Origin of the sequence: Marivita sp. S2033 (assembly GCF_046592965.1) — a bacterium.
In the GTDB taxonomy this organism is placed as follows: Bacteria; Pseudomonadota; Alphaproteobacteria; order Rhodobacterales; family Rhodobacteraceae; genus Marivita.
In genome coordinates, this window is sequence record NZ_JBISBV010000001.1 from 514,336 (window position 1) to 537,343 (window position 23,008).

A 23,008-nucleotide genomic window follows, 5' to 3' on the forward strand; every position below is an offset into this window, starting at 1 on the left:
CGATCAGGCCGAGCGGGTCAGCGACAAAAACACATCCTCCAGATCGGCCTGCTCGGTGCGCACGTCGCGGATGCGCACGCCGTTGTCGCGTAACAACGTCAGAACATCCTCGGCAGAGGTTTGCCGCGCGCGGTAGGTGATTGCGATGGTGCCGTCATCGCGTGTCGTGACACCGATGCCCTCGACCTCTGGCAAGGATCCGATGGCTGTCTCTGGCTGAATCACCATCGTCTTGGCGTCCAGTTGGCCAAGCAGATTGCGCGTGCTGTCGCGCGCGGCGACTTCGCCGTGATTGATGATCGCGATTTCGTCGCACATCTGTTCCGCCTCTTCGAGATAGTGCGTCGTCAAGATGATCGTCATGCCGCGCTCCCGGTTCAGCTTGCGCACGTTCTCCCAAAGCATCTGCCGCAACTCGATGTCGACACCTGCCGTTGGTTCGTCGAGCACCAGAACGCGGGGCCAGTGCACCAGCGCCTTGCCGAGCAACAGCCGCCGCCGCATCCCGCCGGACAGGGTGCGGGCATAGGCTTCGGCCTTGTCGGTCAAGCCGATCATCTCGAGAATTTCATCAGAGCGACGTTCTGATTTCGGCACGCCGTAAAGCCCCGCCTGCACTTCGAGCGCACCGCGCGGGGTGAAGAACGGATCAAGGTTCAGTTCCTGCGGCATCACCCCGATCGCCGCGCGCGACTGGCGCGGGTTCACATCTTGATCCCAGCCCTGGATCGTCACGCTGCCGGCGGTTTTGGACACCAGACCCGCCAGGATGTTGATGAGAGTCGATTTGCCGGCTCCGTTAGGTCCAAGCAAGCCGAACACTGATCCGTGCGGCACGGTCAGATCAACTCCCTTGAGGGCTTCTTTCCCGCCCTGATAGGTTTTGCGCAGGCCCTCGATCTGAATGGCGTCCTGTGTCATTGCGATCCCTTGCTCCTGTGCCGTTGTCGTCTTAAACCGCACTTATTGGAAAACCCCAGCGAAGGGAACGCACCAGATGACAACGCAAGCGCCGGAAACCAAGATCGTGGACAACTACCGCATTGCCTGCGACGGCGGCGAAGGCGCGCTGGGTCATCCGCGCGTGTGGTTGCAGATTCCGCAGGACACCGGCTTTGTCGAATGCGGCTATTGCGACGCGCGGTATGTTCACCGCGATTTCGAGGGCAAGGTCTGATCCATTCGAACCTGTGGTCTGCGGCGCGATTGAAGCCGGGACGCATCACCCGAGGCTGAGGTTCCTGCTGGCGCCGTGTCGCGGTCCGTGGCACATCTGGCGGATCACCAGACAGGGACGCGCGTTATGGCATTCGGCAAAGGACACCACCTTCATCTCATCGACGGATCGGCCTTCATATTCCGGGCCTATCACGCGTTGCCGCCGCTGACCCGCAAATCCGATGGCCTGCCGATCGGGGCGGTCGCGGGCTTTTGCAACATGCTGCAGAAATATGTCGAGGGAAACAGCGGCTCTGACGCGCCGACCCATGTGGCGGTGATTTTCGACAAGGGCAGCCACACGTTCCGCAACGAAATGTACGATCAGTACAAGGCCAATCGTGACGCGATGCCCGAAGATCTGCGTCCGCAGATCCCACTGACCCGCCGCGCAACCGAGGCGTTCAACATCGCCTGCGAGGAGAAGGAAGGGTACGAGGCGGACGACATCATCGCCACGCTGGCCGTTCAGGCCCGCGACGCCGGTGGCCGTGTCACGATCATCAGTTCCGACAAGGATCTGATGCAGTTGGTCGGCGACGGCGTGGAAATGCTCGATGCGATGAAGAACCGACGGATCGACCGCGACGGCGTGTTCGAGAAATTCGGCGTCTGGCCGGACAGGGTGGTGGATGTGCAGGCGCTGGCGGGCGACTCGGTTGACAACGTGCCCGGCGCGCCCGGCATCGGGGTCAAGACGGCGGCGTTGCTGATCAACGAGTTCGGCTCGCTCGAAGAGTTGCTCGACCGGGCTGAAGAGATCAAACAACCCAAGCGCCGGGAAACCCTGATCGACAAACGCGATCAGATCGAATTGAGCAAGAAGCTGGTGCTGCTCGATGTCAATACGCCGCTGGATTTCACGTTGGATGATCTTGAGGTGCGCGACCCCGACCCCGACGTTCTCATGCCGTTTCTGGCCGAGATGGAATTTCGCACCCTGACCAAGCGCATAGCCGATGCGCTCGATGTCGAGGCACCGGTGATCGAGGATACCACCCCCGAAGGTGCCAATCCGCCCGACGCCGACGCGCCGGAACTTCCCGCAATGAACCCTGAAAGCTACGAATGCGTCCGCGATCTGGACACGCTCAAGGCTTGGGTGGCGGAGGCCAGCGACGTGGGGCACGTCGCGTTCGATACCGAGACCACTGGCCTCAACGACATGACCGCCGGTCTGGTTGGCATTTCGCTATGCGTGGTGCCCGGCAGGGCGTGCTACGTTCCGCTTGCCCACAAGGCCGAGCAGGGCGACGGCCTGTTCGGGTCCGACGCGCTGGCCGAAGGGCAGATCACGCTGGAAGATGCGCTTGATGTCCTGAAGCCGATGCTCGAGGATCCGGCGGTTCTGAAGATCGGCCAGAACATGAAATACGACACTAAGATCATGTCGCGCTACGGGGTGGATATTGCGCCCATCGACGATACGATGCTGATGTCATACGCGATGAACGCAGGGCTTCACGGGCACGGCATGGACACGCTGGCCGAGCGTTATCTTGGGCACAGCTGCATTCCGATCAAGGAACTGCTTGGCAGTGGCAAAAGCCAGATTACCTTTGATCGCGTCCCGATAGATCAGGCCACGCGTTATGCTGCCGAAGATGCGGAAGTGACGCTGCGCCTGTGGCTCATGTTCAAGCCGCAACTGCACCGCGTCCGCGTCACCCGCGTTTATGAGGGGATGGAGCGGCCGCTGGTGCCTGTGCTGGCGCAGATGGAGCGCCACGGCATCAAGGTCGACCGCGATACGCTGTCGCGCATGTCCAATGCGTTCAGCCAGAAAATGGCGGGTCTGGAGGACGAAATTTATCAACTTGCGGGCCGCAAGTTCAACGTCGGCTCTCCCAAGCAGTTGGGTGAGATCCTGTTTGACGAGATGTCGCTTGACGGTGGCAAGCGGGGCAAGACGGGTGCCTATGCGACCGGCGCCGATGTGCTCGAGGATTTGGCCACCGAGCACGAATTGCCGCGCCGCGTTCTGGACTGGCGGCAATTGTCCAAGTTGAAATCCACCTACACCGATGCGCTTCAAGACCATATCAACACCGAAACTGGGCGCGTGCACACCTGCTATTCCATTGCGGGCGCCAATACGGGCCGTCTGGCGTCCACCGATCCGAACCTGCAAAACATCCCGATCCGCAGCGAGGAAGGCCGTCGCATCCGCGAGGCATTCGTGGCCGAGGAGGGCAAGACGCTGGTGGCGCTTGATTACTCGCAGATCGAGCTGCGCATCCTTGCCCATATCGCCGACATTCAAGCCCTCAAGGACGCCTTCAAGGACGGGCAGGACATTCACGCCGCAACCGCGTCTGAGATGTTCAACGTGCCGCTGGAGGAGATGACTCCCGACGTGCGCCGTCAGGCCAAGGCGATCAATTTCGGCGTGATCTACGGGATCAGTGGCTTTGGCCTGGCGCGCAACCTGCGTATTCCGCGGGCCGAGGCGCAGGGCTTCATCGACCGCTATTTCGAACGCTTCCCCGGCATCCGTGCCTATATGGACGACACCACCGAATTCGCCAAAAAGCACAACCGGGTCGAAACGCTGTTCGGTCGCGTCATCCACACACCCGAGATCAACGCCAAGGGTCCACGCGCGGGGTTCGCCAAGCGCGCGGCCATCAACGCGCCGATTCAGGGCACTGCCGCCGACATCATCCGCCGCGCGATGGTGCGGATGCCCGATGCTATCGCAGACCTGCCGGTGAAGATGCTGCTGCAAGTGCATGACGAACTGCTTTTCGAGGTGGAGCAGGGGGCCGAGGATGACTTGATCAAGGTCGCGCGCGAGGTCATGGAAGGCGCTGCCGATCCGGTGATCCGGCTGACTGTTCCGCTTGTTGCCGAAGCCGGACAGGGCAAGAACTGGGCCGAAGCACACTAAGGTGGCCTCGGCGCGGCGAAAGTTTGAGGGTGTTGCTCAAAGCTCTGGTGCCACGGTATGAGTGGCATCAGGATCTCCAACCAGGACGCCCGCCGTCTGTGGCTGTCAACGCACGGGCTCGGCGCCACGCCGACCGGCCCGCTTGACCCCGCTGCGTTGATCGGTGCCTTGGGCTTTGTCCAGCTCGATACCATTCAAGTTGTCGCGCGCGCGCATCATCACATTCTGTGGTCGCGAAACCAGAATTACCGCGAATCCATGCTCAACACGCTGCTTGCCGACGACAGAGCCGTGTTCGAGCATTTCACTCACGATGCGTCCGTGCTGCCGATCGAGACACTGCCGATGTGGCAACGCCAGTTCCAGCGCATGAAAGCCAAGGTGTCACGAACGGCTTGGTATGGTAAACACCTCGATCCGGGTGAGCTTGACGCCATCCTGAGACGCATCGCCAATGAAGGTCCGCTCTCGACGCATGATTTCGACAGCAAGAGTGTCGGCAAGTCCAAGATGTGGACGGGCCCGCCCCATAAGATCGGGTTGGATTATCTTTGGTATGCCGGCGAACTGGCGACGTCCCGGCGCGACGGGTTCACGAAGGTCTATGATCTTGCCGAACGGGTCTATCCTGCCCATCTGCATCGCCAAAAGATCGCGGACCGTGATCAGATCGACTGGCTTTGCAGCGCCGCCCTCGATCGCATCGGCTTTGGCACGCTTGGCGAGATCCGCAAGTTCTGGGACGCGACCGATCCCGGCGAAGTGGCGGCGTGGGCAACCCGCAACAGCTCGACGCTGGTTCCGGTCGAGGTGCAATCTGCCGATGGCTCATGGGCCAAGGCGGTCGCGTGTCCGGATATCGAAATGCGACTGCGCACCGTTCCGCCTCCCACCACGCGGCTTCGACTTCTCAATCCGTTTGACCCGGCGATCCGCGACCGAGCGCGGCTGAAACGTCTGTTCGGGTTCGACTACACCGTGGAAATGTTTGTTCCGGCCGTCAAACGCCAATGGGGTTACTACGTTTTTCCGTTGCTCGAAGGCAGCCGCTTTGTCGGCCGCATCGAAGCGAAGGCAGACCGAAGCAGCAAGACATTGATCGTCTCGAAGTTTTGGCTTGAACCGCGGGTTGCCGCCTCGGCACAGCGGTTTCGGAAACTCGATTCCGAGCTTGCACGCCTGTCACGGTTTGTTGGTCTGGACTCCGTTTCGTGGCACTGCTTGCGCTGACAGCGTGGCCCCGTGAACGCGCTTCAATCGAACATTCCCGGAACGATCGCGCGCGGGTCGCGTTTGAAACTCATAGCGGCGCCAGCTTGAAACCGCTTCAGCCCCATCAAGGATCTCCGAATGTCCGAACATCATCAGCCCAACTCGCAGTTATTATGGGCCGCCGGGCTGATCGCATTGATGGGGTCGCTCGCGCTCATTCTGGGTAATGTGATCGGGAGCATCGTGGTTCCCGGACACGACTGGGTCGCAGATACGGTGAGCGACCTTGCCGCCGGACGATATGAGATTATCCAGGACGTGGCGCTCTACGGCTATGCCGGAGCATTGTTCGCCTGTGCAATCGGCGCCGCACATCATCATAAAGACGGCACAAGATGGAACCTTGGCATAGGATGCTTGGCGATATTGACCGTCTGCGTGGTCGTGATCGGTGCGCGCAATGAGTATGGGGATAACGACAGCGAGGGCATCGTGATTCACATCTATGTCGTCTATGCGCTTGGGGTTCTGTTCGCGGCTTTGTTCTTTCTCATGGCGCGCGGCATGGCGAATATCGGAATCTGGTACGCCCGGTTCAGCTATGGCTGCGCGATCCTCTGGGTCATCGGCGCGCCGGTTTTTTTCATCATGCCGACCGGATATGACGGCATTTACGAACGCGGTTTGGGCGTTTTGACCGTGGCCTGGGTCACGGTCTTTGCATGGATGCTGATTTCCATCGCGCGCGGCAAGCTCGATGCGGAGATCAGCGCGCAAAGGAGTTCGGATGTTTTTTGACAACGCGATTCTCGACGCAGTCGCGAGGGGAGCTCTGCTGAGTGCCGTCGGGCTTTTTTGGGTCATCCTGCTGGTCCGGATCGTCGGGCTGCGCTCCTTTTCGAAAATGACGAATTTCGACTTCGTGATGACAGTGGCGATGGGGTCGCTTCTGGCGGGGGCCGCACAAACCGGCACCTGGCTGGATCTGTTGCAGACATTGGTCGCGATGGCTTCGCTTTTCGCCGTTCAGTACGGTGTCGCGCAGATGCGCCAGCGGTTTGATACGTTCGATACATTGGTCCAGAACACGCCGGTGTTTCTGATGAAAAACGGAGTCATCCTGCACGACATGCTACGCCAGACGCGGGTGAGCGAAGACGATCTCATCGCCAAGCTGCGCGAGGCGAATGCTCTTGATCTCAACAAGGTCCATGCCGTCGTCTTAGAGACGACGGGTGACGTTTCAGTATTGCATGGCGATCAAGTCGATGAAGTGTTGCTGGACGGCATTCCCGACGAACCAAAGTGAACGCGCCAGCTCCTCTGCAAAAGCGCAAAACGGACATCACACCGGCTCAGCCTCTTTCTCGGTTTGGGCATTTTGCCCGTCGCCAAGAAACCGCGCCAGCGTCGGCCAGGATCCGGTCTCGTCACAAACGATCTTGATGACGATCAAAATGGGCAAGGCCACGACCATTCCCATTACGGACCAAATCCATGCGAAGAACGCGACAGTCAGGAATACCACCGTCGTGTTCAGGCGCATCCGGCGCGATATGACGAGTGGCGTGACGAGCTGCCCTTCGATGGACGTCAGCGCGATATACGTGGCGAAGACGCCGAACGCGGGCCATGTGCCGTCTAACGTCACGAAGGCAACAGCGGCTGCGATCGTGGCACCCATCAGCCCGCCAAGGTAGGGGACAAAGTTCAGGCCGAAGGCGAGAAACCCAAAGATCACAGCACTCGACAAGCCCCAGATATACATCGCGAGCGCCACGGCAATGCCGAGACCTGTGTTGATGATCGCGATGCCTCCGAGGTAATGTCCCAATCGGTCTTCTATCGAATAGAGCACCCCGACGGCTTTGCGCTTGTCTCCGAAACGCTTGAAGCTTTGCACGGTCTTGACCAGAAACATGTCGCCGGACGCCACGAGAAAGAACAGCAGCACAAGCGCGAACATGATCCGGCTTAGAAAACCGGGCGCCATGCTGAATATCGTGGTGATGATGCCTCTGTTGGACACAACCTCGACTTCAACGGTTTCGGCGTCTTTCTCGGCAATGATTTCTTCCGCCGCTTCACTCGCATCGTTGATTTTTTCCAACGTGCCACCGGCGGAAGCCAGTTCGTTCTTGATCCGCTCCATAAGCGACGGCAAATCTTCGATGAACTGCGCGGCGGGCGCGCTGAGTTGCACCAGAAGCAAGCCGATCACCATCGTCAACACGGTGGTGAAGAGCGCGGCCGACACAACTGGTGGGATACCGATGCGCGCCAGCCATCGTCTTGGGCGGTTGAGCACGAAGTAGCCCAGAAACGCTGCCGTGACCGGGATCAGGAAATCGCTGGCCCAGACCATTGCTTGCAGCAGCAATATGCAAAAGATTCCGATGATCGGGACCTCCAAGCGTCCCAATCCGGTCCGTTGTTCCGATCCGATCGCAGGATCGACTGCGATGGGTTCGGTCTTCAGGTTGTCTGTCATGTCATGTGGCCTTGACGGGATCGACGAAAACGGTCGTCTTGATGGGGAAGTGATCCGATCCGAAATTTTCAAGCCGTTCGAACGACACCAGCTTGATGTCCTTGGTCAGGAATAGCTGGTCGATCGGCAGACGGATCAGCGGGTAGTCTGCATGAAAGCTCGAGACCATCCCGCGTCCGACCCGTGGTTCCTGAAACGATCCGTAATGCTTGAACCGGCGCGTCGTCCATGACCAGGCAACATCGTTGAAATCGCCCATGCAAATCGTCGGCCGCTCGGTCGATGACGTACGCTCCGCGGCGGCCTTGATCTGGCGGTCACGCACCTTGGTGCTGTTGCCGGGAACCGGTGGGCGCGGATGCAAGCCGATGAAATTGAACCCGGTTCCGTCGCGGTCACGCAGGGTCGCTTTCAGCGAGGGTGTGTCGTCCCCATCAGGCCAGAGAAATTCGCAATTCTCGACATCAAGACGGGTGGCGAAGATCATGCCGTAATGATCATCGGTGACATGCGATTTCACGGTTGCATAGCGCGCCAGCACGTCGCTCAACCCATCTGCCCAAGCTGCATTCGTCTCCATCAGCAAGAGAACGTCTGGGTCCTCGCGGTCGATGATGCTTGCCAGATCGGCGTAGCGGTCGTTTTCCATCAGGACGTTGACGGCCATGAGACAGATCGTGTCAGTGTCAGGACCGGGTGTTGTCTTTTCAATCTCAGTCCGCGCGATTGGAGTGTAGGGAAAAATCAGGATCGCCTGATAGGCGAAGGCAGCAGCCATCAGGGCCAGTAACACCGGCTTGAACGCGATCGCAAACGGCAAGGAGACCAGAAGCACGGCCAGAGCGAGCACTGCGATGTGCACGCGGGGGAAATCCCACATTCGCACCCACCATCTGACGCTGTTGGTCAGCGGCAGGACTGTGGTGACGACCACGATCACCGCCAGTATCCAGAGTAGCGCGTTCAACATCTGTCAGCCCCATGTGTCACTTGCCTGCAGCCTCGCCCAGCTTGTCGGCTTTGACTGCGTCGCGCTGGCCCATGGGCAGATCCTGCCCTTGCGTGGTGTCGCGGCGGGTCTGCGCTTCCAGTTCGGCATTCAGTTCCGCTCCGAGAAGTATGACAAAGGCCGAGATCCAGAACCACATCAGCAACACGACAACGCCCGCCAAGGTGCCGAAGCTTTCATTGTAGGAGCCGAAATTGGCGACATAAAAGGCGAATCCCGCAGAGGCGATGAGCCATCCAAAGCAGGCGGCAACGGCACCGATAGATGCCCATTGCCATTCCGGCTCATCGCGCGAAGGACCGTATCGATAGAGAACCGACAACCCGACCATGGTGAGGACGAACAAACCGACGAACAGAGCGACGCTCAGCAAGGTTTCGATGATACCGCCAAGACCGAGAAACTCGATCGCAATCGGCAAGGTAACAGTCGCAAGGAGCGCCACCAACAGACCGGCAAACAGAAACAGTGTCAGCGCGAAGGTCACCAGCTTCAGCTTTATGAACCCGCGCTTTTCGTCTTCGTCGTAGGCGACATTGATGCCTTCGATCAAACTCGCCACGCCCTTGGACGCAGAATAAAGAGCGAGAAGAACACCAACGATCGCGGCAAGGCCAAGGCCGCCGTTCTGTGATCCGGCAACCTTGGTTGCTTGATTCATGATGATCGAAATGACCTCCTCGGGCATGAGGCCGGACATGCTTTGCAACAGATCGACAACCTGGCTTGGTTCGACGACCAGCCCGCTGATGGCGAGAAACGCGGTGATGGCCGGAAATAGGGCGAGCAAGCCGTAGAAGGCTATTCCGGCAGCGATCAGGCCAACGCGGTCCTCGGCAATCTCGTCCTTCACGCGAAAGAGGATGTCTTTCCATCCCGACGATGGGATGTCCCCGGGTGAGTCTGCTTTGCGGCCACGCGCCATAGAAATTCCTTCTGGTGTCTTGGGCGAGTGCAGAGCCGTCGCTCTCACTCGGCCGGTCGTCTCTTGCGATGATGGCGGTTGCGGGCGTCGCTATGACCGCCCCGCGCAACCGTTTCGCGTTGCCAGAAGTAACGTCCCATTCACGTCATTGTTCCCAATCTCACGGGGAAAAGAAAAAGCGGACCATCTCGGCACTGGCGTCCGGACCTTTGGGGTCTGTGTAGGAGCCGGATGGTTGGCCGCCCGACCAGGCGTGGCCCAAGCCGTCTATGGTCCAATGCTCAAGCTCGGCCCTGCCCGACGGCCCCGTTGATACGCGACAGGTATAGCCGCGACCTCCCATCTGACCGGATTGAGTGGCTTCGATGGTTTGCGACGGACCAACATCAAGCGCTTGTTGCACGATACTGGCGCCGTTGGACGGATGTACGGTGGAATCTGAAGTTCCGTGAAACACGATGGTGCGCACCGGATCGGCCTGACGGTTCCGCGGTGTTAACGACTGTGCCCCGCTGCTCATTGCAGCAAAGGCCGACGGCACGTCTTTCGCCGCTCCGAAAGGCAGGCCGGAATGCGCGCCAACGCCGGTGAACACGTCTGAATAGGTTTCTCCCAATATGATCGCCATTGCCGCTCCGGCAGACAATCCGGCGACAAATGTTCTATCCCTCTCGATGTTGTAAATGTCGCGCACCTGTCGCGTTATCCCCGAAAGGATTGCAGGCTCTCCGGCATCACGCCGCTGATCACCCCGACTGAACCAGTTCCAGCATGATTGCGCATTATCGCCTCTCGCTTGTGCTGGGTAGACGACAACAAAGCGGTGCAGTTCGGCAAGGGCGTTCATTCCGGTACCTGCCGCGAAATCTTCGGGTGTCTGGGTGCAGCCGTGCAACATGACGACAACGCCGGTCACCCCGTCTTGGGCGGCTGCGGGAACGTAGGTGCGATAAGCCCGGCTTCCTGCATCACAGGAATAGGTATCTCGCGCGAAGGTGGCACCTTCGGGCAGGTGAAGTTCGGGTTGTGAAAGCCCGCCAAGCGGGAAGTTCAGCCCGGAAAGCATGCCGTCAAGCGAGGCGCTCATGGGAAGGCCCTGGTGCTCCGGTCCCGCCAATCCGTGCTGCGCCAAAGTGCGCTGAACAAGCTCTTGTGCTGCTGACATGCGGTCTTCGCCAGTCGTGTTGCGCGGTGCGCCCACGTTGAATCGTTTCATAATCTGTATCCTTGTCAGAGCACTCAGGCTCAGGTGATGCGGTCTGCGAGGGCAGCCTTGATGTCTTTGCTGGCCTGCAACGCGCCCAGCACTGTGATTGAACCGATGGTCTGCCGTGCAAGTTCCGGCGTCACATCGGGCGCGATGCGCGCCAGGCCGACGACCTTGACGTGCAACATCTCTCCGGCATCCCGCAGAGCTTCCAAATCGGCGACCGAATAGTCGCGAAGACCGAGTTCCATGGTGTGACGCTCGATCGACTTTTCGACGGCATCGACATGGCTGGCCAATTGATTGCGGATCGCGGTCCGGATCAGGTCGGTGCGGTTGGAATAGAACCCTTCCTGTACCAACAGGTCGATGCGCCCAAGATCGACGTAGCCGAGATTGATGGTGATCTTCTCGCTGTCGGGCGCTTTGTCGCGTATCGGTCTGACATTGCTCATTGTGATAATCTCCATCTATATGGATGGTATACGGATGTTAATGCTGTCAGCGCAAGTGGAACTTTGTGCGAATATCACGTCAAATCGAAAAAACCTGGCTGGGAGCTGGGCCGCGCAGAAATTCTTGTCTCGCGCTTCGGGAACAACCGTTCGACCTCGGCGTTGTTCAGATGCGCCACTCAGCAAGACCGAGTGGCAGGCGTATCAGGTGGATTGGCCCTCAGACGAGTAAGGCACAACGGTTCCGAGCCACGGTTTGGAACATATTCGTTCGGCTCCCAACTGGTGCAAACCGATTTAATGCTGCCGCAGGGGTGCGACCCGCGGCGCACAGACAGGAAAGGATATCCTATGAATTGGGATCAAGTCGAAGGCAACTGGAAGCAGATGACCGGAAATGTGAAAGCCAAGTGGGGCGATCTGACCGATGACGAGATCGCCGAGGTCAACGGCAATCGCGAGGCTCTGGAAGGCAAAATCCAGGCCAAGTACGGCAAGAGCAAAGAAGAAGCTAAACGCGAAGTCGATGACTTCCTGGCAGAGCGTTAAGGCGTTCCAGAGCCGCCCGGTCGGGCGGCTCTATCCTCGTTGATGGGCTGTCAGTTTCCCCCCGGTCAGCCGCCATCAACCAAGGCCCATCTGGTCGCTGGCACCACGCGTGCCACCTTGTGACCAGATGGGCCTTTTTTCGTGATGATCAAATATCTGATTTTCAGATCAGGCCGGACTTGCGAAACAGGGCTTTCAGTTCCGCCTCTGGCCGTGGCCCGATATGCGAGATGACCTCGCTCGCGGCGACGCAACCCATTCGCCCGCAGACGTCCATGTCGCGCCCCAGTGAGAGTCCGTAGAGAAAACCTGCGGCAAACTGATCTCCGGCACCCGTGGCGTCCACCGGAACCACCTTGGTAACCGGAATTTCTGTCCGCACCCCGTTGTGAATGATCGACACCGCATCGCCGGACCGAGTGCACACGACCAGCGGACAGACCGCAGCGACGGCCGCAAGATCGGCTTCCAGATCGTCGTTCTGATATAGCGACATGATTTCCGCCTCGTTTCCGATAACGAAATCCATCTCATGTTCGATCAGGTCGAGGAAATCCTCACGATGCCTTTCCACGCAGAACGGATCGGAAATCGCGATACCGGCTTTGCCCCCGGCGGCACGACAGGTGCGGGCGGTGCGAATGAACGCGTCTTTGCCCTTGTCCTTGTCAAACAGGTAGCCTTCCAGAAATACGATCTCTGCCTCCGCAGCGACATCCTCGGACACATCGGCAGGCCCAAGTTCGGCAGAGATGCCAAGGTATGTGTTCATCGACCGCTCCCCGTCGGGAGAGACAAAGATCATCGAGCGTGATGTGGGAAGCTCTCCGCCGGACACCGGCGCATTCACGAAATCGGTTCCGTCTTTTTCCATCGCATCGGCATAAAAGCGCCCCAGGGCGTCGTCGTGTACCCGACCGATAAAGCCGGTGCGCAAACCCAAATTGCCCAGCCCTGCAAGCGTGTTGGCAACCGAACCACCCGGTGTCTGGGTTCGTTTCTTCATCGCGGCATAAAGGGTTTCTCCTCGCTCCCTTTCGACCAGTTGCATGATGCCTTTCTGGATCCCCATCAGATCGAGAAACGTATCCTCGGCGCGCGCGATGACATCGACGACGGCATTGCCGATCCCGACGACCTGGTACTTTTTGCTCATAGGGTCTTATCCTCGAATTGGCAGAGATCGCGGATCAGACATGCCGCGCATTTGGGTTTTCGGGCGACGCAGGTATAGCGCCCGTGCAAAATCAGCCAGTGGTGGGCGTGTTGCTGGAAATCGACCGGAATGTGGTTCTCGATCGCGCGCTCTACGGCCACCACGTCTTTACCCGGGCAAATGCCCGTGCGGTTGCCGACGCGGAAAATATGCGTGTCCACCGCCTGCGCCGGATAGTGCCACCACATGTTGAGCACGACATTGGCGGTCTTGCGTCCCACGCCGGGCAGGCTTTCAAGTGCCGCGCGGGAGTTCGGAACCTCGCCGCCATAGTCGTCGACCAGCATGCGGCTGAGCTTGATGACGTTTTTGGCCTTGTTACGATAGAGCCCAATGCTCTTGATGTGTTCGATCACTCCGTCTTCACCAAGCTCCAGCATCTTTTGCGGCGTATCAGCGATCTTGAAGAGTTCCTTGGTGGCCTTGTTCACGCCCAGATCGGTGGCCTGCGCGCTCAAGGCGACGGCCACCACGAGCGTATAGGCATTCACATGATCCAGTTCGCCCTTGGGTTCGGGTTCAGTCTCCTGAAAGCGCGTGAAGATCTCGCGGATCGTGTGGTAATCGAGTTGCTTGGCCATGACATTTCATATGCCGCGCGAATCCTTGCGGGGCAAGCGGTGAACTTGCGCAGGTTTCGGGTCGCGGTGACGGGGCCGTATCGAATAGATATACGGACACGAAACCCAGAAGTGGATGGCATCATGGACAGCGCAGAACAGCAAAGCCAAGGCTATCATTTTCACGTCATGCGCCGGGCGCTCGAACTTATTGATGCGCATGGGCCATCCGTGTCGCTCGAGGAGCTGGCCGCCGAGATGAATATGAGCCCGGCGCATTTCCAACGGGTGTTTTCGCGTTGGGTGGGCGTCAGCCCGAAACGCTACCAGCAATACTTGACCCTGGAGCATGCCAAGGCGCTTTTGCAAAACCGGTTCACGACGTTGCACACCGCTCATTCGACCGGGTTGTCCGGAGGCGGCAGATTGCACGACCTGTTCCTGCGATGGGAGGCGATGAGTCCGGGTGAATTTGCCCGCAAAGGTGACGGTCTGGTCATCTATTGGGGCTGGTTCGACAGCCCGTTTGGTCCTGCGCTGGTCATGGGAACCGAAAAGGGGCTGTGCGGGATCGCGTTCTCGGCGGAAACAGGCGAGACTCACGCTTGGGAGGATTTGACGGCGCGTTGGCCCGAGGCGTCTTATGTCGAAGATGACGAGCGCCTGCGTCCGTGGGTGATGAACGCCTTCGGTGCAAACCCCGCCGACGAACCCACGCCGCTCTTCTTGATCGGCGCGCCGTTCCAGATCAAGGTTTGGGAGGCGTTGATGAACGTGCCGTCGGGCCATGTCACAACGTACTCCGAAATTGCGGAGTTTATCGGCCACCCCAAGGCAGTGCGGGCCGTCGGGACTGCTGTGGGGCGAAACCCGATCAGCTATCTCATCCCCTGTCACCGCGCGTTGCGCAAATCAGGCGCGCTTGGCGGATATCATTGGGGGCTGCCAGTGAAGCGCGGAATCCTGGCATGGGAGGCAGCGCGTCGGGATGCCGAAGTGTAATGTTTCAGATTTGGGCGGAAATGCGCCGATTTTGTCGGGATAATTGTTTCGGACAGGGACCTTGCACGATATGGTCAAATGGTCCCCGCGATGACGGGGCTTCTATTGAAGAGGCATTAAACATGATCCGAATCCGAACCAAATCCACCATGCTATTGGGCAGCGCCGCGTTGATCGCACTGACTGCATGTACCGATGTGAACGATCCCAACCGCCGTGCAAAATCTGGCGCCGCTGTGGGTGCGGGCGCGGGTGCCGTCGTCGGTGCACTGATGGGCAACGATCCCGAAGAACGCCGTCGCAATGCCGTGCTTGGCGCGGTGATTGGAGGGGGCGGTGGTGCCATCGTCGGCAACCAACTCGACAAGCAGGAAGCCGACCTGCGCAACCAGATCGGCAACGACAATGTCACCATCCGCAACACCGGTGATCGTCTGATTGTCACGCTCCCGCAGGACATCCTGTTTGCGACAGACAGCGCATCGCTGCGGCCCGACCTGCAACGCGACCTGCGCACTGTCGGCCAGAACCTCCTGGCGTATCCGAACACGACGGTTCAGGTCTTGGGCCATACCGACAACACCGGTGAGGCTGGTTACAACCTCGACCTGTCGCAGCGCCGGGCGCAATCGGTGGCAAATATCCTCATGAGCGAAGGTGTTCCGTCGTCGCGTATCCGCAGCATCGGTCGCGGTGAAGACCAGCCGATCGCCAGCAACCTGACAACGCAGGGACGTGCGCAAAACCGGCGTGTCGAGATCGTGATCCTTCCGAACGCCTGATCCCGATAAAGCTGAACATCCGGGCCCGCGCCAATTGGTGCGGGCCTTTCTTTTTGTGCGGGTCCGGGTTGCCAGTCTAGGGTTGCGACCCAATCGGAAGGCGACCCAGCAGGAGACATTCATGACAAGCCTGAGACTACTTGGCATTTGCGGCTCTCTTCGCAAAGCCTCGACCAACCGGTTGCTGATGATGGAGGCCGTTCGCCGTTTGGACGCGGCCAGTTTCACCGAAGCGAATTTGCGCTTTCCCCTATATGACAGTGACCTCGAAGACGAATCCGGCGTACCCAGCGATGTGCAGGCGCTTTCAGACCAGATCGCCGACGCTGACGCGGTGCTGATCGCGACGCCCGAGTACAACAAGGCGATTCCCGGCGTCTTGAAGAATGCGCTGGATTGGGTCAGCCGGACAAAAGGCAATCCCTGGTTAAACAAACCCGTTGCGCTGATGTCTGCAACCGCGGGGCGTGCAGGTGGAGAACGGGCGCAAAGCATGACCAGGCTTTGTCTCACGCCGTTTCGACCCTTGCTGGTTCCGGGGCCAGAGGTGCTTGTCGCGGCGACGTCTCAGCAATGGGATGAAAATGGTGTGTTGATCAACGACATAAATGCCAAAGCATTGGATGGTCTGATGCACATGCTGCACCGCCTCGTCGAAGCGCATCGGCGAATTGACTAGCAGCCGGTGCCTTTGCTGACGACGCTCAGTGTTTTCCACATCACCGAGATATCCTGGGCAAAGGTCACCTTGCTCAGGTAGTCGGCGTCGTAATTTGCGCGGTCTGCAAAGCTGCTTTCGTGACGGACCGACACCTGCCAAAAACCTGTGAGGCCGGGGCGAAGAGCGTAATATGCCGATCCCGGATAGATCGCTTGCTGATCAACCATCATCGGGCGAGGGCCGACCAGCGACATATCACCCTTCAGGACATTCCAGAGTTGGGGAAGCTCGTCGAGCGAGGTCTTGCGCAGGATATGACCAATTTTTGTAATCCGCGGATCGTCGCGCAACTTTTGCGTCCGATCCCATTCTGCCCGAGCGACGGGGTTGGTCTCAAGATGCTTTTCCAAAGCTGCATCAGCATTGGTGACCATGCTGCGCAGCTTCCACAACTTGAATGTCTTGCCGAAGCGGCCAATGCGGGTTTGACTGTAAAACGGCGATCCGCCGTCAACCGCAACCAAAAGCGCACAAAATGCGAGCACGAGCACGACGGGAACGGCGGCGGTCAAGACGAGGGCGACATCCAAACCGCGTTTGAGCCAGTCGCGGTACACATTTTTCGGTTCGGTTGAGGTGAAGGCGGCATTCACCAGTGTTTCAACATCGGCGCCTGGCATCGGATGGCGAATGTGTAGTGTCATGAATACACTCTTTGATCCTATGTGCATGGGCTCGGAATGATGCTGTCAAATACATGAAGAAATCGGGTGCGTGCCGCGCGGCGCGGCAGGCAATTGCTTCGGGCAAGAAACCCGGAAGTTCTGAATTTCAGGTAAATTTGGCAGATTTTAGCAGACGAACCGTACGCAACTCCCAATTGGAAGCACCAACCCCCAAGTGCCAACTTCAAACATGGCAGGATTGTGGCCTGCCGGAACATGTATGCTTATGACGATGTGCCTTATTTAGGTCAACTTTGAGATCTGCATATATCCTTGGCGGGTGCAGCGAGGCGATAATCAACCTAAGGGTGTGGGTGGATTTGCCGTATCGGCAGGCTGGATCGACGAAATCACTTTTTACAAATCGTGAGCAATTCTTCGCTTACGCTCAACCTGTGCGTGATTAACACCTTATTAATCCGATGGTTTCGCTCAGGCTATTGGCTCCAGAGATCCGCGAATTTCCCGATAATTTCGGTGATCAAGGCTAGAATAGACTCGTTTTGCAAAGCGACGTAACGTTAGTTTGGCCCCGAGTTCACGATTGATTTCTCAATCGAAATGTTTGTACAAACTGTGCGCGATGAAGGCGTTAGGGGCATTGTTCTGAAAAACGCGACAATCAATTAGCGCTCGGGGTCGTTCGGACAGGAGAATTTGTCACCGGTCCGAGAATTTCCGTTCAAACTGGCTGGATCACGCACTGACATATTTTGTAACAATGTAGGCGAAAATTAGGCAGTGCCGGTCACGGCCTCGCCGCAATCTGGTGCGAATCACGCCCCAATTCGCAGAATCAGGAAAAACTTGGGCAGAGTTGGACAGGTTGCGCCACATTCTGCGACGGTCTATCTCCGACACAGTCGTTTTCCTCATGGTGGTTCCAATGTCTCATACAGTTCATGCGCGCGATCTTCCCGATGATCTTGATCTGGGGCCGGAGGTTGCTATCGATTGCGAGACGATGGGGCTTCATCCGCATCGAGATCGGCTGTGCGTGGTTCAGTTGTCGAACGGTGACGGTACGGCGCATTTGGTTCAGATTGAAAAGGGTCAGACATCTGCACCCAATCTGGAGCGGCTGCTTGCCGATCCAGAGGTTTTGAAGCTTTTTCACTTCGGTAGGTTCGATATTGCAGTCATGCTGCACGCATTCGGTGTGCTCACCGCTCCGGTCTATTGCACCAAGATCGCAAGCCGTCTGGTGCGCACATATACCGATCGCCACGGGCTCAAGGTGCTGTTGCAGGAATTGCTGAGCGTCGACATTTCGAAACAGCAACAGTCAAGTGACTGGGGTGCGGCGAGCCTCAGTTCCGCGCAAATCGACTATGCCGCCTCGGATGTCTTGCATTTACACAAACTGCGTGATGCGTTGCAGGCCATGCTGGAGCGCGAAGGCCGTGCGGACGTGGCGCAGACCTGTTTCGAGTTTCTGCCGACACGCGCAAAGCTCGATCTCATGGGTTGGCCGGAGACCGACATCTTCGCGCACTCCTGAGCGGATCGGACAGCGGCATGTATTCGCGCCTGATCGCCTGGTTGAAAATTCTCCTGCCATTGGGCGCGTTGGTGCTTTTGTCGACCGTGTTTCTGTATTCGCGTGGTCCTGATCCGATTGTGACACTTCCGCTTTTGACCGATGGCACCGACCCCAGCCAATCCGAACAGGTGGGTCGCCCCATCTACGCCGGGACCACCGATAATGGTCGTGCGCTGACCCTCGAAGCAAGGCAAGCGCGAACGCAGAGCGTTGGCAGCTCCGATGTGGTGGCAGACGATCTGCATATTGTTCTGGATGTTGAGGACGGCAATCGGATCACAATTGATGCCGCGGTCGGGCAGATGCACGGAAGCGAGATGGTTCATCTGGAGGGCGGCGTCACCCTGCAAAGCACTTCGGGATACACCGTGCGCACCGAAAGCCTTGCCGCTGCGATCGAGCGTGTCGATATTGAAAGCCAGGCGCCGGTCAATGCGGACGGGCCTGGCCTGACGCTTTCGGCAGGGAAGCTTCGGGTGCTGGAAGACGACGACAGTTCGGATATTCAGTTGCTGTTCACCGATGGCGTAAAGCTGGTATATACGCCGCAACAAGTAAAGGCAGAGCAATGATCCGAGTTGTGACACTACTATGTATGCTAAGCCTGTCGACCGCGGCAATTGGTCAAGGAACGGAAGTGGCGTTCGGCACCGTTCAGCAGGACACCTCCTTGCCGGTCGAGGTGAGTGCGGACGCATTGTCCGTGTCCCAGAATGACGGATCGGCGCTGTTTACCGGGAACGTCGTCATCGGACAGGGCGAGATGCGGCTCTCTGCTCCCCGGGTGTTGGTGTTTTACACCGAAAATCAGTCCGGAGTCGAACGTCTTGAAGCCACTGGTGGTGTGACCTTGGTGAATGGCGATCAGGCTGCCGAGGCGAACAGCGCCGAATACGAGGTCAATCGCGGCACCATCCGCATGATCGGCAACGTGCTGCTGACCCAAGGCGCAAATACGCTGGTGTCCGACACGATGGATGTCGATCTGGAAAACGGCACGGCCCAGATGGAGGGCCGGGTTCGCACGGTCTTCCAGTCGGGAGAGAACTGATGCCGCAGCCGACGCTTTCCGTCACCGAAGGACAAAGCGGGCTGGTCGTTCGTCAGTTGCGCAAGAGCTACAAGAAACGTGTGGTCATCCGTGACGTCACGCTTGAGGTTCAGCGCGGCGAAGTTGTCGCCTTGCTTGGCCCGAACGGGAGCGGCAAGACGACGATGTTTTATGCGATCGCGGGGCTGGTCAATCCTGAAGGCGGGCAGGTTCTGATCGATGGGCAAGACGTGACGTACCTTCCGATGTACCGGCGCGCGCGTCTGGGGATCGGGTATTTGCCACAAGAAATGTCGATCTTCCGTGGTTTGTCGGTCGAAGACAACATCACCGCCATTCTGGATATCAGTCAGCCCGACAGGCTCAAGCGACGCGAGCGGCTGGAGGAATTGCTGGGTGAGTTTTCCATCGAGCATCTGCGCCGCGCTCCGGCGCTTGCTCTATCGGGTGGTGAGCGCCGCCGGGTCGAGATCGCCCGATGCCTTGCTGCCGATCCCAAATACCTCCTGCTTGACGAGCCATTCGCGGGGGTGGATCCCATCAGTGTTGTGGATATCCGCCATCTGGTTGCCGACCTCAAGAAGCGGGGCATCGGCGTTTTGATTACCGATCATAACGTGCGCGACACGCTCGAGATCGTGGATCGCGCCTACATTCTGCATGATGGCAAGGTGCTCATGTCGGGCTCGCCCGACGAAGTGGTGCGCAATGAAAACGTGCGCCGCGTCTATCTGGGCGACAATTTCCGCATTGGATAATTGCCGGCTTTCAGGTGGAAGTCATTGACAGATGTGCGCCGCGGGATTGAAATGGTCGTATGGCGTTTGAAAACTCAACTCGTCACGTTATGGCTGACCTCGTCACAGCGGTTGGATGATTGATCGCTATGCTCCACACGCCCTCTCCCCCCTTTGCTCGACACCGCCGCCCTGCTATCGTCGGGTGCGTCTGCGTGCAGAGCTAAGATAATAAAAAGGATATCATATGCGTTACCAGATAACCGGCAAACAGATCGACATCGGTGAGGCGCTTCAAACCCATGTGAAGACCGAACTGGACGGAATGCTTGGCAAATATGCCGGGCGACCGACGGATGCGACAGTCGTCTTTTCCAAGAGCGCACATGAATTTGTCTGTGAGGCAGTGGTTCACCTGTCGACCGGTTTGAACGCGACTGCCAAGGCGCATGCCACTGAAATCTATTCCGCTTTCGACGGCTGCTGCGAAAAAATGGACAAGCAGTTGCGGCGTTACAAGCGCCGTCTCAAGGACCACCACAAGGACCGTACAGAACCGGTTGAACTCATCGGCGCATCCTCCTATATCCTCGCCAGCGATTTGAATACGCATGAGCAAGAGAACGAGCCGGAGTCGCTTCAACCGATCATCGTCGCAGAGATGGAAACGAAAATTCCATCTTTGACTGTTGGCGAAGCGGTGATGCAGATGGAGTTGGCGGGGCTGCCGGTATTGGTGTTCCGCAATGATAAAAAGGACGGAGTGAACGTCGTTTATCGTCGGGAAGATGGAAACATCGGCTGGATTGATCCGTAAGCAGATTACGGGCGACATTCGTCCATAACGCGAGCAGCACATGAAATTTGCAGACCTGTTGAATCCCAAGGCCGTCAAGGCCGTGACGAGTGCGTCCAGCAAGAAGCGCTTGATGCATGACATCGCGGATGTGGCGGAGTCTGCGTATGGCATCCCGGCACAGCGCGCGGTCGAGGCATTGATGGAGCGCGAAAACCTTGGCCCCACCGGTGTGGGCCACGGTGTCGCGCTGCCACATGCGCGGCTCGATGGTGTAAAATCGGTTGTCGGCGTTTTCATGCTGCTTGAAAAGCCGATTGATTTTGAAGCGGTGGACCGCCAGCCCGTGGATGTCATTTTCGCGTTGTTCGCTCCCGAAAATGCCGGGGTGGAGCATCTCAAAGCGCTTGCGCTGGTATCGCGCACGCTGCGGGATCAGGAATTTTGCGCCAAGTTGCGTGCAAATCCCGATCCGGCGACCTTGCACACCATCATCACCGAAGCCGCGGTGGTGCAGGCAGCTTGATCCAAACCCCGCTCAGGCGGGGTTTTTCACGTCCAGGTCTTTGAATCCGAACATCATGTAATCACGCGGATACGCATCGCGACACAGGGTCTCGATGTCTGCGTCATACACCCGAGCCAGCTTTTCGTGAAGCGGATGCGCAGTATGTGCGATCGGAGGAGGCGTCGCGATGCCCAGCTTCCGAGCGATCGCCGGGAGTGCGGTTGATACATCTGCCTCGCGCAGAACGTGGTCGGGCAGGCAGAACTCCGACATGCCCTGAAGACAGGACACCTGACTGGCCCAGTGGGCGTCAACTCGAATACTCGTCTGGCCGTTCAGATTGGCGCGCAGGAAACGTAAAAAACCTTTGAATGCTGCCTTGTGTGCAGCGGCGTCATAGGCCGGATCGTTCATGTCCTCCGGTAGGTCAATGTCGTGAAAGCGGATCAGCTGGTTTCGGATCATGGTAAAGCTGCCCGGACCGGTGTTCAGAATGCGATCGCAAAACGCGGCGTGGGCGCGCGCGACGGGATGGCGCAAGACGGTAAACCGCTGGTGACCGGGATTGTCGAGCAACCAGCCACGCAGCGTTTTCTGATTGAACTTCGTCTCAAGCTCAGAGCCGTCGCCATCCAGAGCGCTCATCCATTGGCTGACCATGTCTTCGGGGCCCGACCGGATCGGCAGGTAAAGCAACGGTCGCGTTGTACAGGCCTTGTACGAGGGCACCACCGGCCCGCGGCGCGGTTCGAAATTTGGCGTGCGCGTCAGATCGAACCGGTCAAAGCTACGTAACGCCGCCTGCATCTGGTCGAAATTCTCGACCTTGGCAGAAAGCGGTTGCGGGTTCTGCGGTTTGAGAGTGCTTTGAAAGCTGTCAGGCGCAGTTGGTACGCCCAACCAATGCGCCAGTCCGCTTAGCACGTCAGTGTCGTGCAGATCGTCATAGCCGATGTAGAATGCCGTCTGCCCGGTGACTTGCAATCCATGCATCAGCTCAAGCTGACGAGTCTGAAGAGTGCCGACGTGACGCTCGAATTCGTGGGCATCGAAATGGGCCGTTGCTGTCTTTGCATTCTTGAAGTTGGTCAGTTTCCATTGATCTGTCGCACGCGCGATCTTGAGACTTATATAGCTGTCGATCGGATTGCGCGTCAGGATCACCTTGGCACAGCGCGGGTCGGTTAGCAGAGTAGGTAAAATCCGTGGATCGTGGTCGTGAAAATACCGAAAGCCGCCTAATTTCCTGGCCTGAGTGCGGATGGCTTTGAGCAAGCGATCGGGATTATCCTCGCGCTGTAGATGCGTCACACCGAGAATGTCATCGCGGTTTGGATATCCGATGAAGCTTGGATTGAATGCTTCGCCGAAACAGGTGATGCCGTCGATCTGGTTGAGGTAATCTTCAAGCAGGTTCGAACCGGTCCGCATTTCGGCAAACACGACGAAATAATCAAAATTCGCCGTCATC

The 23,008-nt window shown here is 58.2% G+C and carries 25 protein-coding genes; 15 read left to right on the forward strand and 10 right to left on the reverse strand.

Annotation, left to right across the window (positions count from 1 at the left end; translation table 11 throughout):
* Positions 1-3 precede the first annotated feature (3 nt).
* Positions 4-921 carry an ABC transporter ATP-binding protein gene (locus ACGKZZ_RS02420; RefSeq protein WP_411221833.1) on the reverse strand — a complete coding sequence of 306 codons (918 nt, stop codon included), beginning with the start codon at positions 919-921 and terminating at the stop codon, positions 4-6.
* A gap of 76 nt (positions 922-997) precedes the next feature.
* On the opposite strand from ACGKZZ_RS02420, the gene ACGKZZ_RS02425 reads away from it, so the two are divergent.
* The 5 genes from ACGKZZ_RS02425 (at position 998) to ACGKZZ_RS02445 (ending at position 6,629) form a co-directional block, all read left to right on the forward strand.
* Complete coding sequence (locus ACGKZZ_RS02425; protein WP_411221834.1) at positions 998-1,177, forward strand: zinc-finger domain-containing protein; 180 nt, start codon at positions 998-1,000, stop codon at positions 1,175-1,177.
* Between the two features lie 126 nt (positions 1,178-1,303).
* Positions 1,304-4,108 carry a DNA polymerase I gene (gene polA, locus ACGKZZ_RS02430; protein ID WP_411221835.1) on the forward strand — a complete coding sequence of 935 codons (2,805 nt, stop codon included), beginning with the start codon at positions 1,304-1,306 and terminating at the stop codon, positions 4,106-4,108.
* A 57-nt stretch (positions 4,109-4,165) separates the two neighbouring features.
* The gene (locus tag ACGKZZ_RS02435; RefSeq protein ID WP_411221836.1) at positions 4,166-5,338 is read left to right on the forward strand and encodes a winged helix-turn-helix domain-containing protein; all 1,173 of its coding nucleotides are present in this window, start codon (positions 4,166-4,168) and stop codon (positions 5,336-5,338) included.
* A gap of 120 nt (positions 5,339-5,458) precedes the next feature.
* Positions 5,459-6,118 carry a DUF998 domain-containing protein gene (locus ACGKZZ_RS02440; protein ID WP_411221837.1) on the forward strand — a complete coding sequence of 220 codons (660 nt, stop codon included), beginning with the start codon at positions 5,459-5,461 and terminating at the stop codon, positions 6,116-6,118.
* The gene (locus ACGKZZ_RS02445; protein ID WP_411221838.1) at positions 6,108-6,629 is read left to right on the forward strand and encodes a DUF421 domain-containing protein; all 522 of its coding nucleotides are present in this window, start codon (positions 6,108-6,110) and stop codon (positions 6,627-6,629) included. Before ACGKZZ_RS02440 ends, ACGKZZ_RS02445 begins: the two co-directional genes overlap by 11 nt.
* Positions 6,630-6,665: 36 nt before the next feature.
* On the opposite strand, the gene ACGKZZ_RS02450 is transcribed toward ACGKZZ_RS02445, so the two are convergent.
* From ACGKZZ_RS02450 to ACGKZZ_RS02470, 5 genes are all read right to left on the reverse strand, one after another.
* Positions 6,666-7,811, reverse strand: a complete 1,146-nt coding sequence (locus ACGKZZ_RS02450) for an AI-2E family transporter (RefSeq protein ID WP_411221839.1) — start codon at positions 7,809-7,811, stop codon at positions 6,666-6,668.
* Position 7,812: 1 nt separating this feature from the next.
* Positions 7,813-8,781 (reverse strand): endonuclease/exonuclease/phosphatase family protein, encoded by a 969-nt coding sequence (locus tag ACGKZZ_RS02455; RefSeq protein ID WP_411221840.1) that lies wholly within the window; start codon positions 8,779-8,781, stop codon positions 7,813-7,815.
* A gap of 16 nt (positions 8,782-8,797) precedes the next feature.
* Positions 8,798-9,745 carry a YihY/virulence factor BrkB family protein gene (locus ACGKZZ_RS02460; RefSeq protein ID WP_411221841.1) on the reverse strand — a complete coding sequence of 316 codons (948 nt, stop codon included), beginning with the start codon at positions 9,743-9,745 and terminating at the stop codon, positions 8,798-8,800.
* Between the two features lie 160 nt (positions 9,746-9,905).
* Positions 9,906-10,961 (reverse strand): alpha/beta hydrolase family esterase, encoded by a 1,056-nt coding sequence (locus ACGKZZ_RS02465; RefSeq protein WP_411221842.1) that lies wholly within the window; start codon positions 10,959-10,961, stop codon positions 9,906-9,908.
* A gap of 29 nt (positions 10,962-10,990) precedes the next feature.
* Positions 10,991-11,407, reverse strand: a complete 417-nt coding sequence (locus ACGKZZ_RS02470; RefSeq protein ID WP_411221843.1) for a CopG family transcriptional regulator — start codon at positions 11,405-11,407, stop codon at positions 10,991-10,993.
* A 351-nt stretch (positions 11,408-11,758) separates the two neighbouring features.
* Between ACGKZZ_RS02470 and ACGKZZ_RS02475 the strand changes: the two genes are divergently transcribed.
* Entirely contained in the window at positions 11,759-11,956 is a 198-nt protein-coding gene (locus ACGKZZ_RS02475) for a CsbD family protein (RefSeq protein WP_411221844.1), read from the forward strand.
* A gap of 163 nt (positions 11,957-12,119) precedes the next feature.
* On the opposite strand, the gene ACGKZZ_RS02480 is transcribed toward ACGKZZ_RS02475, so the two are convergent.
* Both ACGKZZ_RS02480 and nth read right to left on the reverse strand, forming a co-directional pair.
* On the reverse strand, positions 12,120-13,112 hold the full coding sequence (locus ACGKZZ_RS02480) for an adenosine kinase (RefSeq protein ID WP_411221845.1): 993 nt from the start codon (positions 13,110-13,112) through the stop codon (positions 12,120-12,122).
* Positions 13,109-13,753, reverse strand: coding sequence for an endonuclease III (gene nth / locus ACGKZZ_RS02485; protein WP_411221846.1), 645 nt, complete (start codon positions 13,751-13,753; stop codon positions 13,109-13,111). The genes ACGKZZ_RS02480 and nth overlap by 4 nt, the downstream gene beginning before the upstream one ends.
* Positions 13,754-13,876: 123 nt before the next feature.
* Between nth and ACGKZZ_RS02490 the strand changes: the two genes are divergently transcribed.
* The 3 genes from ACGKZZ_RS02490 (at position 13,877) to ACGKZZ_RS02500 (ending at position 16,195) form a co-directional block, all read left to right on the forward strand.
* On the forward strand, positions 13,877-14,734 hold the full coding sequence (locus ACGKZZ_RS02490) for a methylated-DNA--[protein]-cysteine S-methyltransferase (protein WP_411221847.1): 858 nt from the start codon (positions 13,877-13,879) through the stop codon (positions 14,732-14,734).
* Positions 14,735-14,856: 122 nt separating this feature from the next.
* Positions 14,857-15,516 carry an OmpA family protein gene (locus tag ACGKZZ_RS02495; protein WP_411221848.1) on the forward strand — a complete coding sequence of 220 codons (660 nt, stop codon included), beginning with the start codon at positions 14,857-14,859 and terminating at the stop codon, positions 15,514-15,516.
* Between the two features lie 121 nt (positions 15,517-15,637).
* Positions 15,638-16,195, forward strand: coding sequence for an NADPH-dependent FMN reductase (locus ACGKZZ_RS02500; protein WP_411221849.1), 558 nt, complete (start codon positions 15,638-15,640; stop codon positions 16,193-16,195).
* Here the strand turns inward: ACGKZZ_RS02500 and ACGKZZ_RS02505 are convergent.
* Positions 16,192-16,881, reverse strand: a complete 690-nt coding sequence (locus ACGKZZ_RS02505) for a sugar transferase (protein WP_411221850.1) — start codon at positions 16,879-16,881, stop codon at positions 16,192-16,194. The genes ACGKZZ_RS02500 and ACGKZZ_RS02505 overlap by 4 nt on opposite strands.
* Before the next feature lie 907 nt (positions 16,882-17,788).
* Between ACGKZZ_RS02505 and ACGKZZ_RS02510 the strand changes: the two genes are divergently transcribed.
* The 6 genes from ACGKZZ_RS02510 (at position 17,789) to ACGKZZ_RS02535 (ending at position 21,555) form a co-directional block, all read left to right on the forward strand.
* On the forward strand, positions 17,789-18,403 hold the full coding sequence (locus ACGKZZ_RS02510; RefSeq protein ID WP_411221851.1) for a ribonuclease D: 615 nt from the start codon (positions 17,789-17,791) through the stop codon (positions 18,401-18,403).
* Between the two features lie 17 nt (positions 18,404-18,420).
* A complete protein-coding gene (gene lptC, locus ACGKZZ_RS02515) occupies positions 18,421-19,017 on the forward strand; it encodes an LPS export ABC transporter periplasmic protein LptC (RefSeq protein WP_411221852.1) in 597 nt (198 codons plus the stop codon).
* Positions 19,014-19,496 (forward strand): lipopolysaccharide transport periplasmic protein LptA, encoded by a 483-nt coding sequence (lptA, locus tag ACGKZZ_RS02520; protein WP_411221853.1) that lies wholly within the window; start codon positions 19,014-19,016, stop codon positions 19,494-19,496. Before lptC ends, lptA begins: the two co-directional genes overlap by 4 nt.
* Positions 19,496-20,254: an LPS export ABC transporter ATP-binding protein gene (gene lptB, locus ACGKZZ_RS02525; protein WP_411221854.1), complete on the forward strand. Its 759-nt coding sequence runs from the start codon at positions 19,496-19,498 to the stop codon at positions 20,252-20,254. Before lptA ends, lptB begins: the two co-directional genes overlap by 1 nt.
* Positions 20,255-20,480: 226 nt before the next feature.
* Complete coding sequence (hpf, locus tag ACGKZZ_RS02530; protein WP_411221855.1) at positions 20,481-21,050, forward strand: ribosome hibernation-promoting factor, HPF/YfiA family; 570 nt, start codon at positions 20,481-20,483, stop codon at positions 21,048-21,050.
* 40 nt (positions 21,051-21,090) lie between these two features.
* Positions 21,091-21,555 (forward strand): PTS sugar transporter subunit IIA, encoded by a 465-nt coding sequence (locus ACGKZZ_RS02535; protein WP_411221856.1) that lies wholly within the window; start codon positions 21,091-21,093, stop codon positions 21,553-21,555.
* Positions 21,556-21,567: 12 nt separating this feature from the next.
* Here the strand turns inward: ACGKZZ_RS02535 and ACGKZZ_RS02540 are convergent, their stop codons facing one another.
* Positions 21,568-23,007, reverse strand: coding sequence for a sulfotransferase family 2 domain-containing protein (locus ACGKZZ_RS02540; RefSeq protein WP_411221857.1), 1,440 nt, complete (start codon positions 23,005-23,007; stop codon positions 21,568-21,570).
* Position 23,008: the final 1 nt, after the last annotated feature.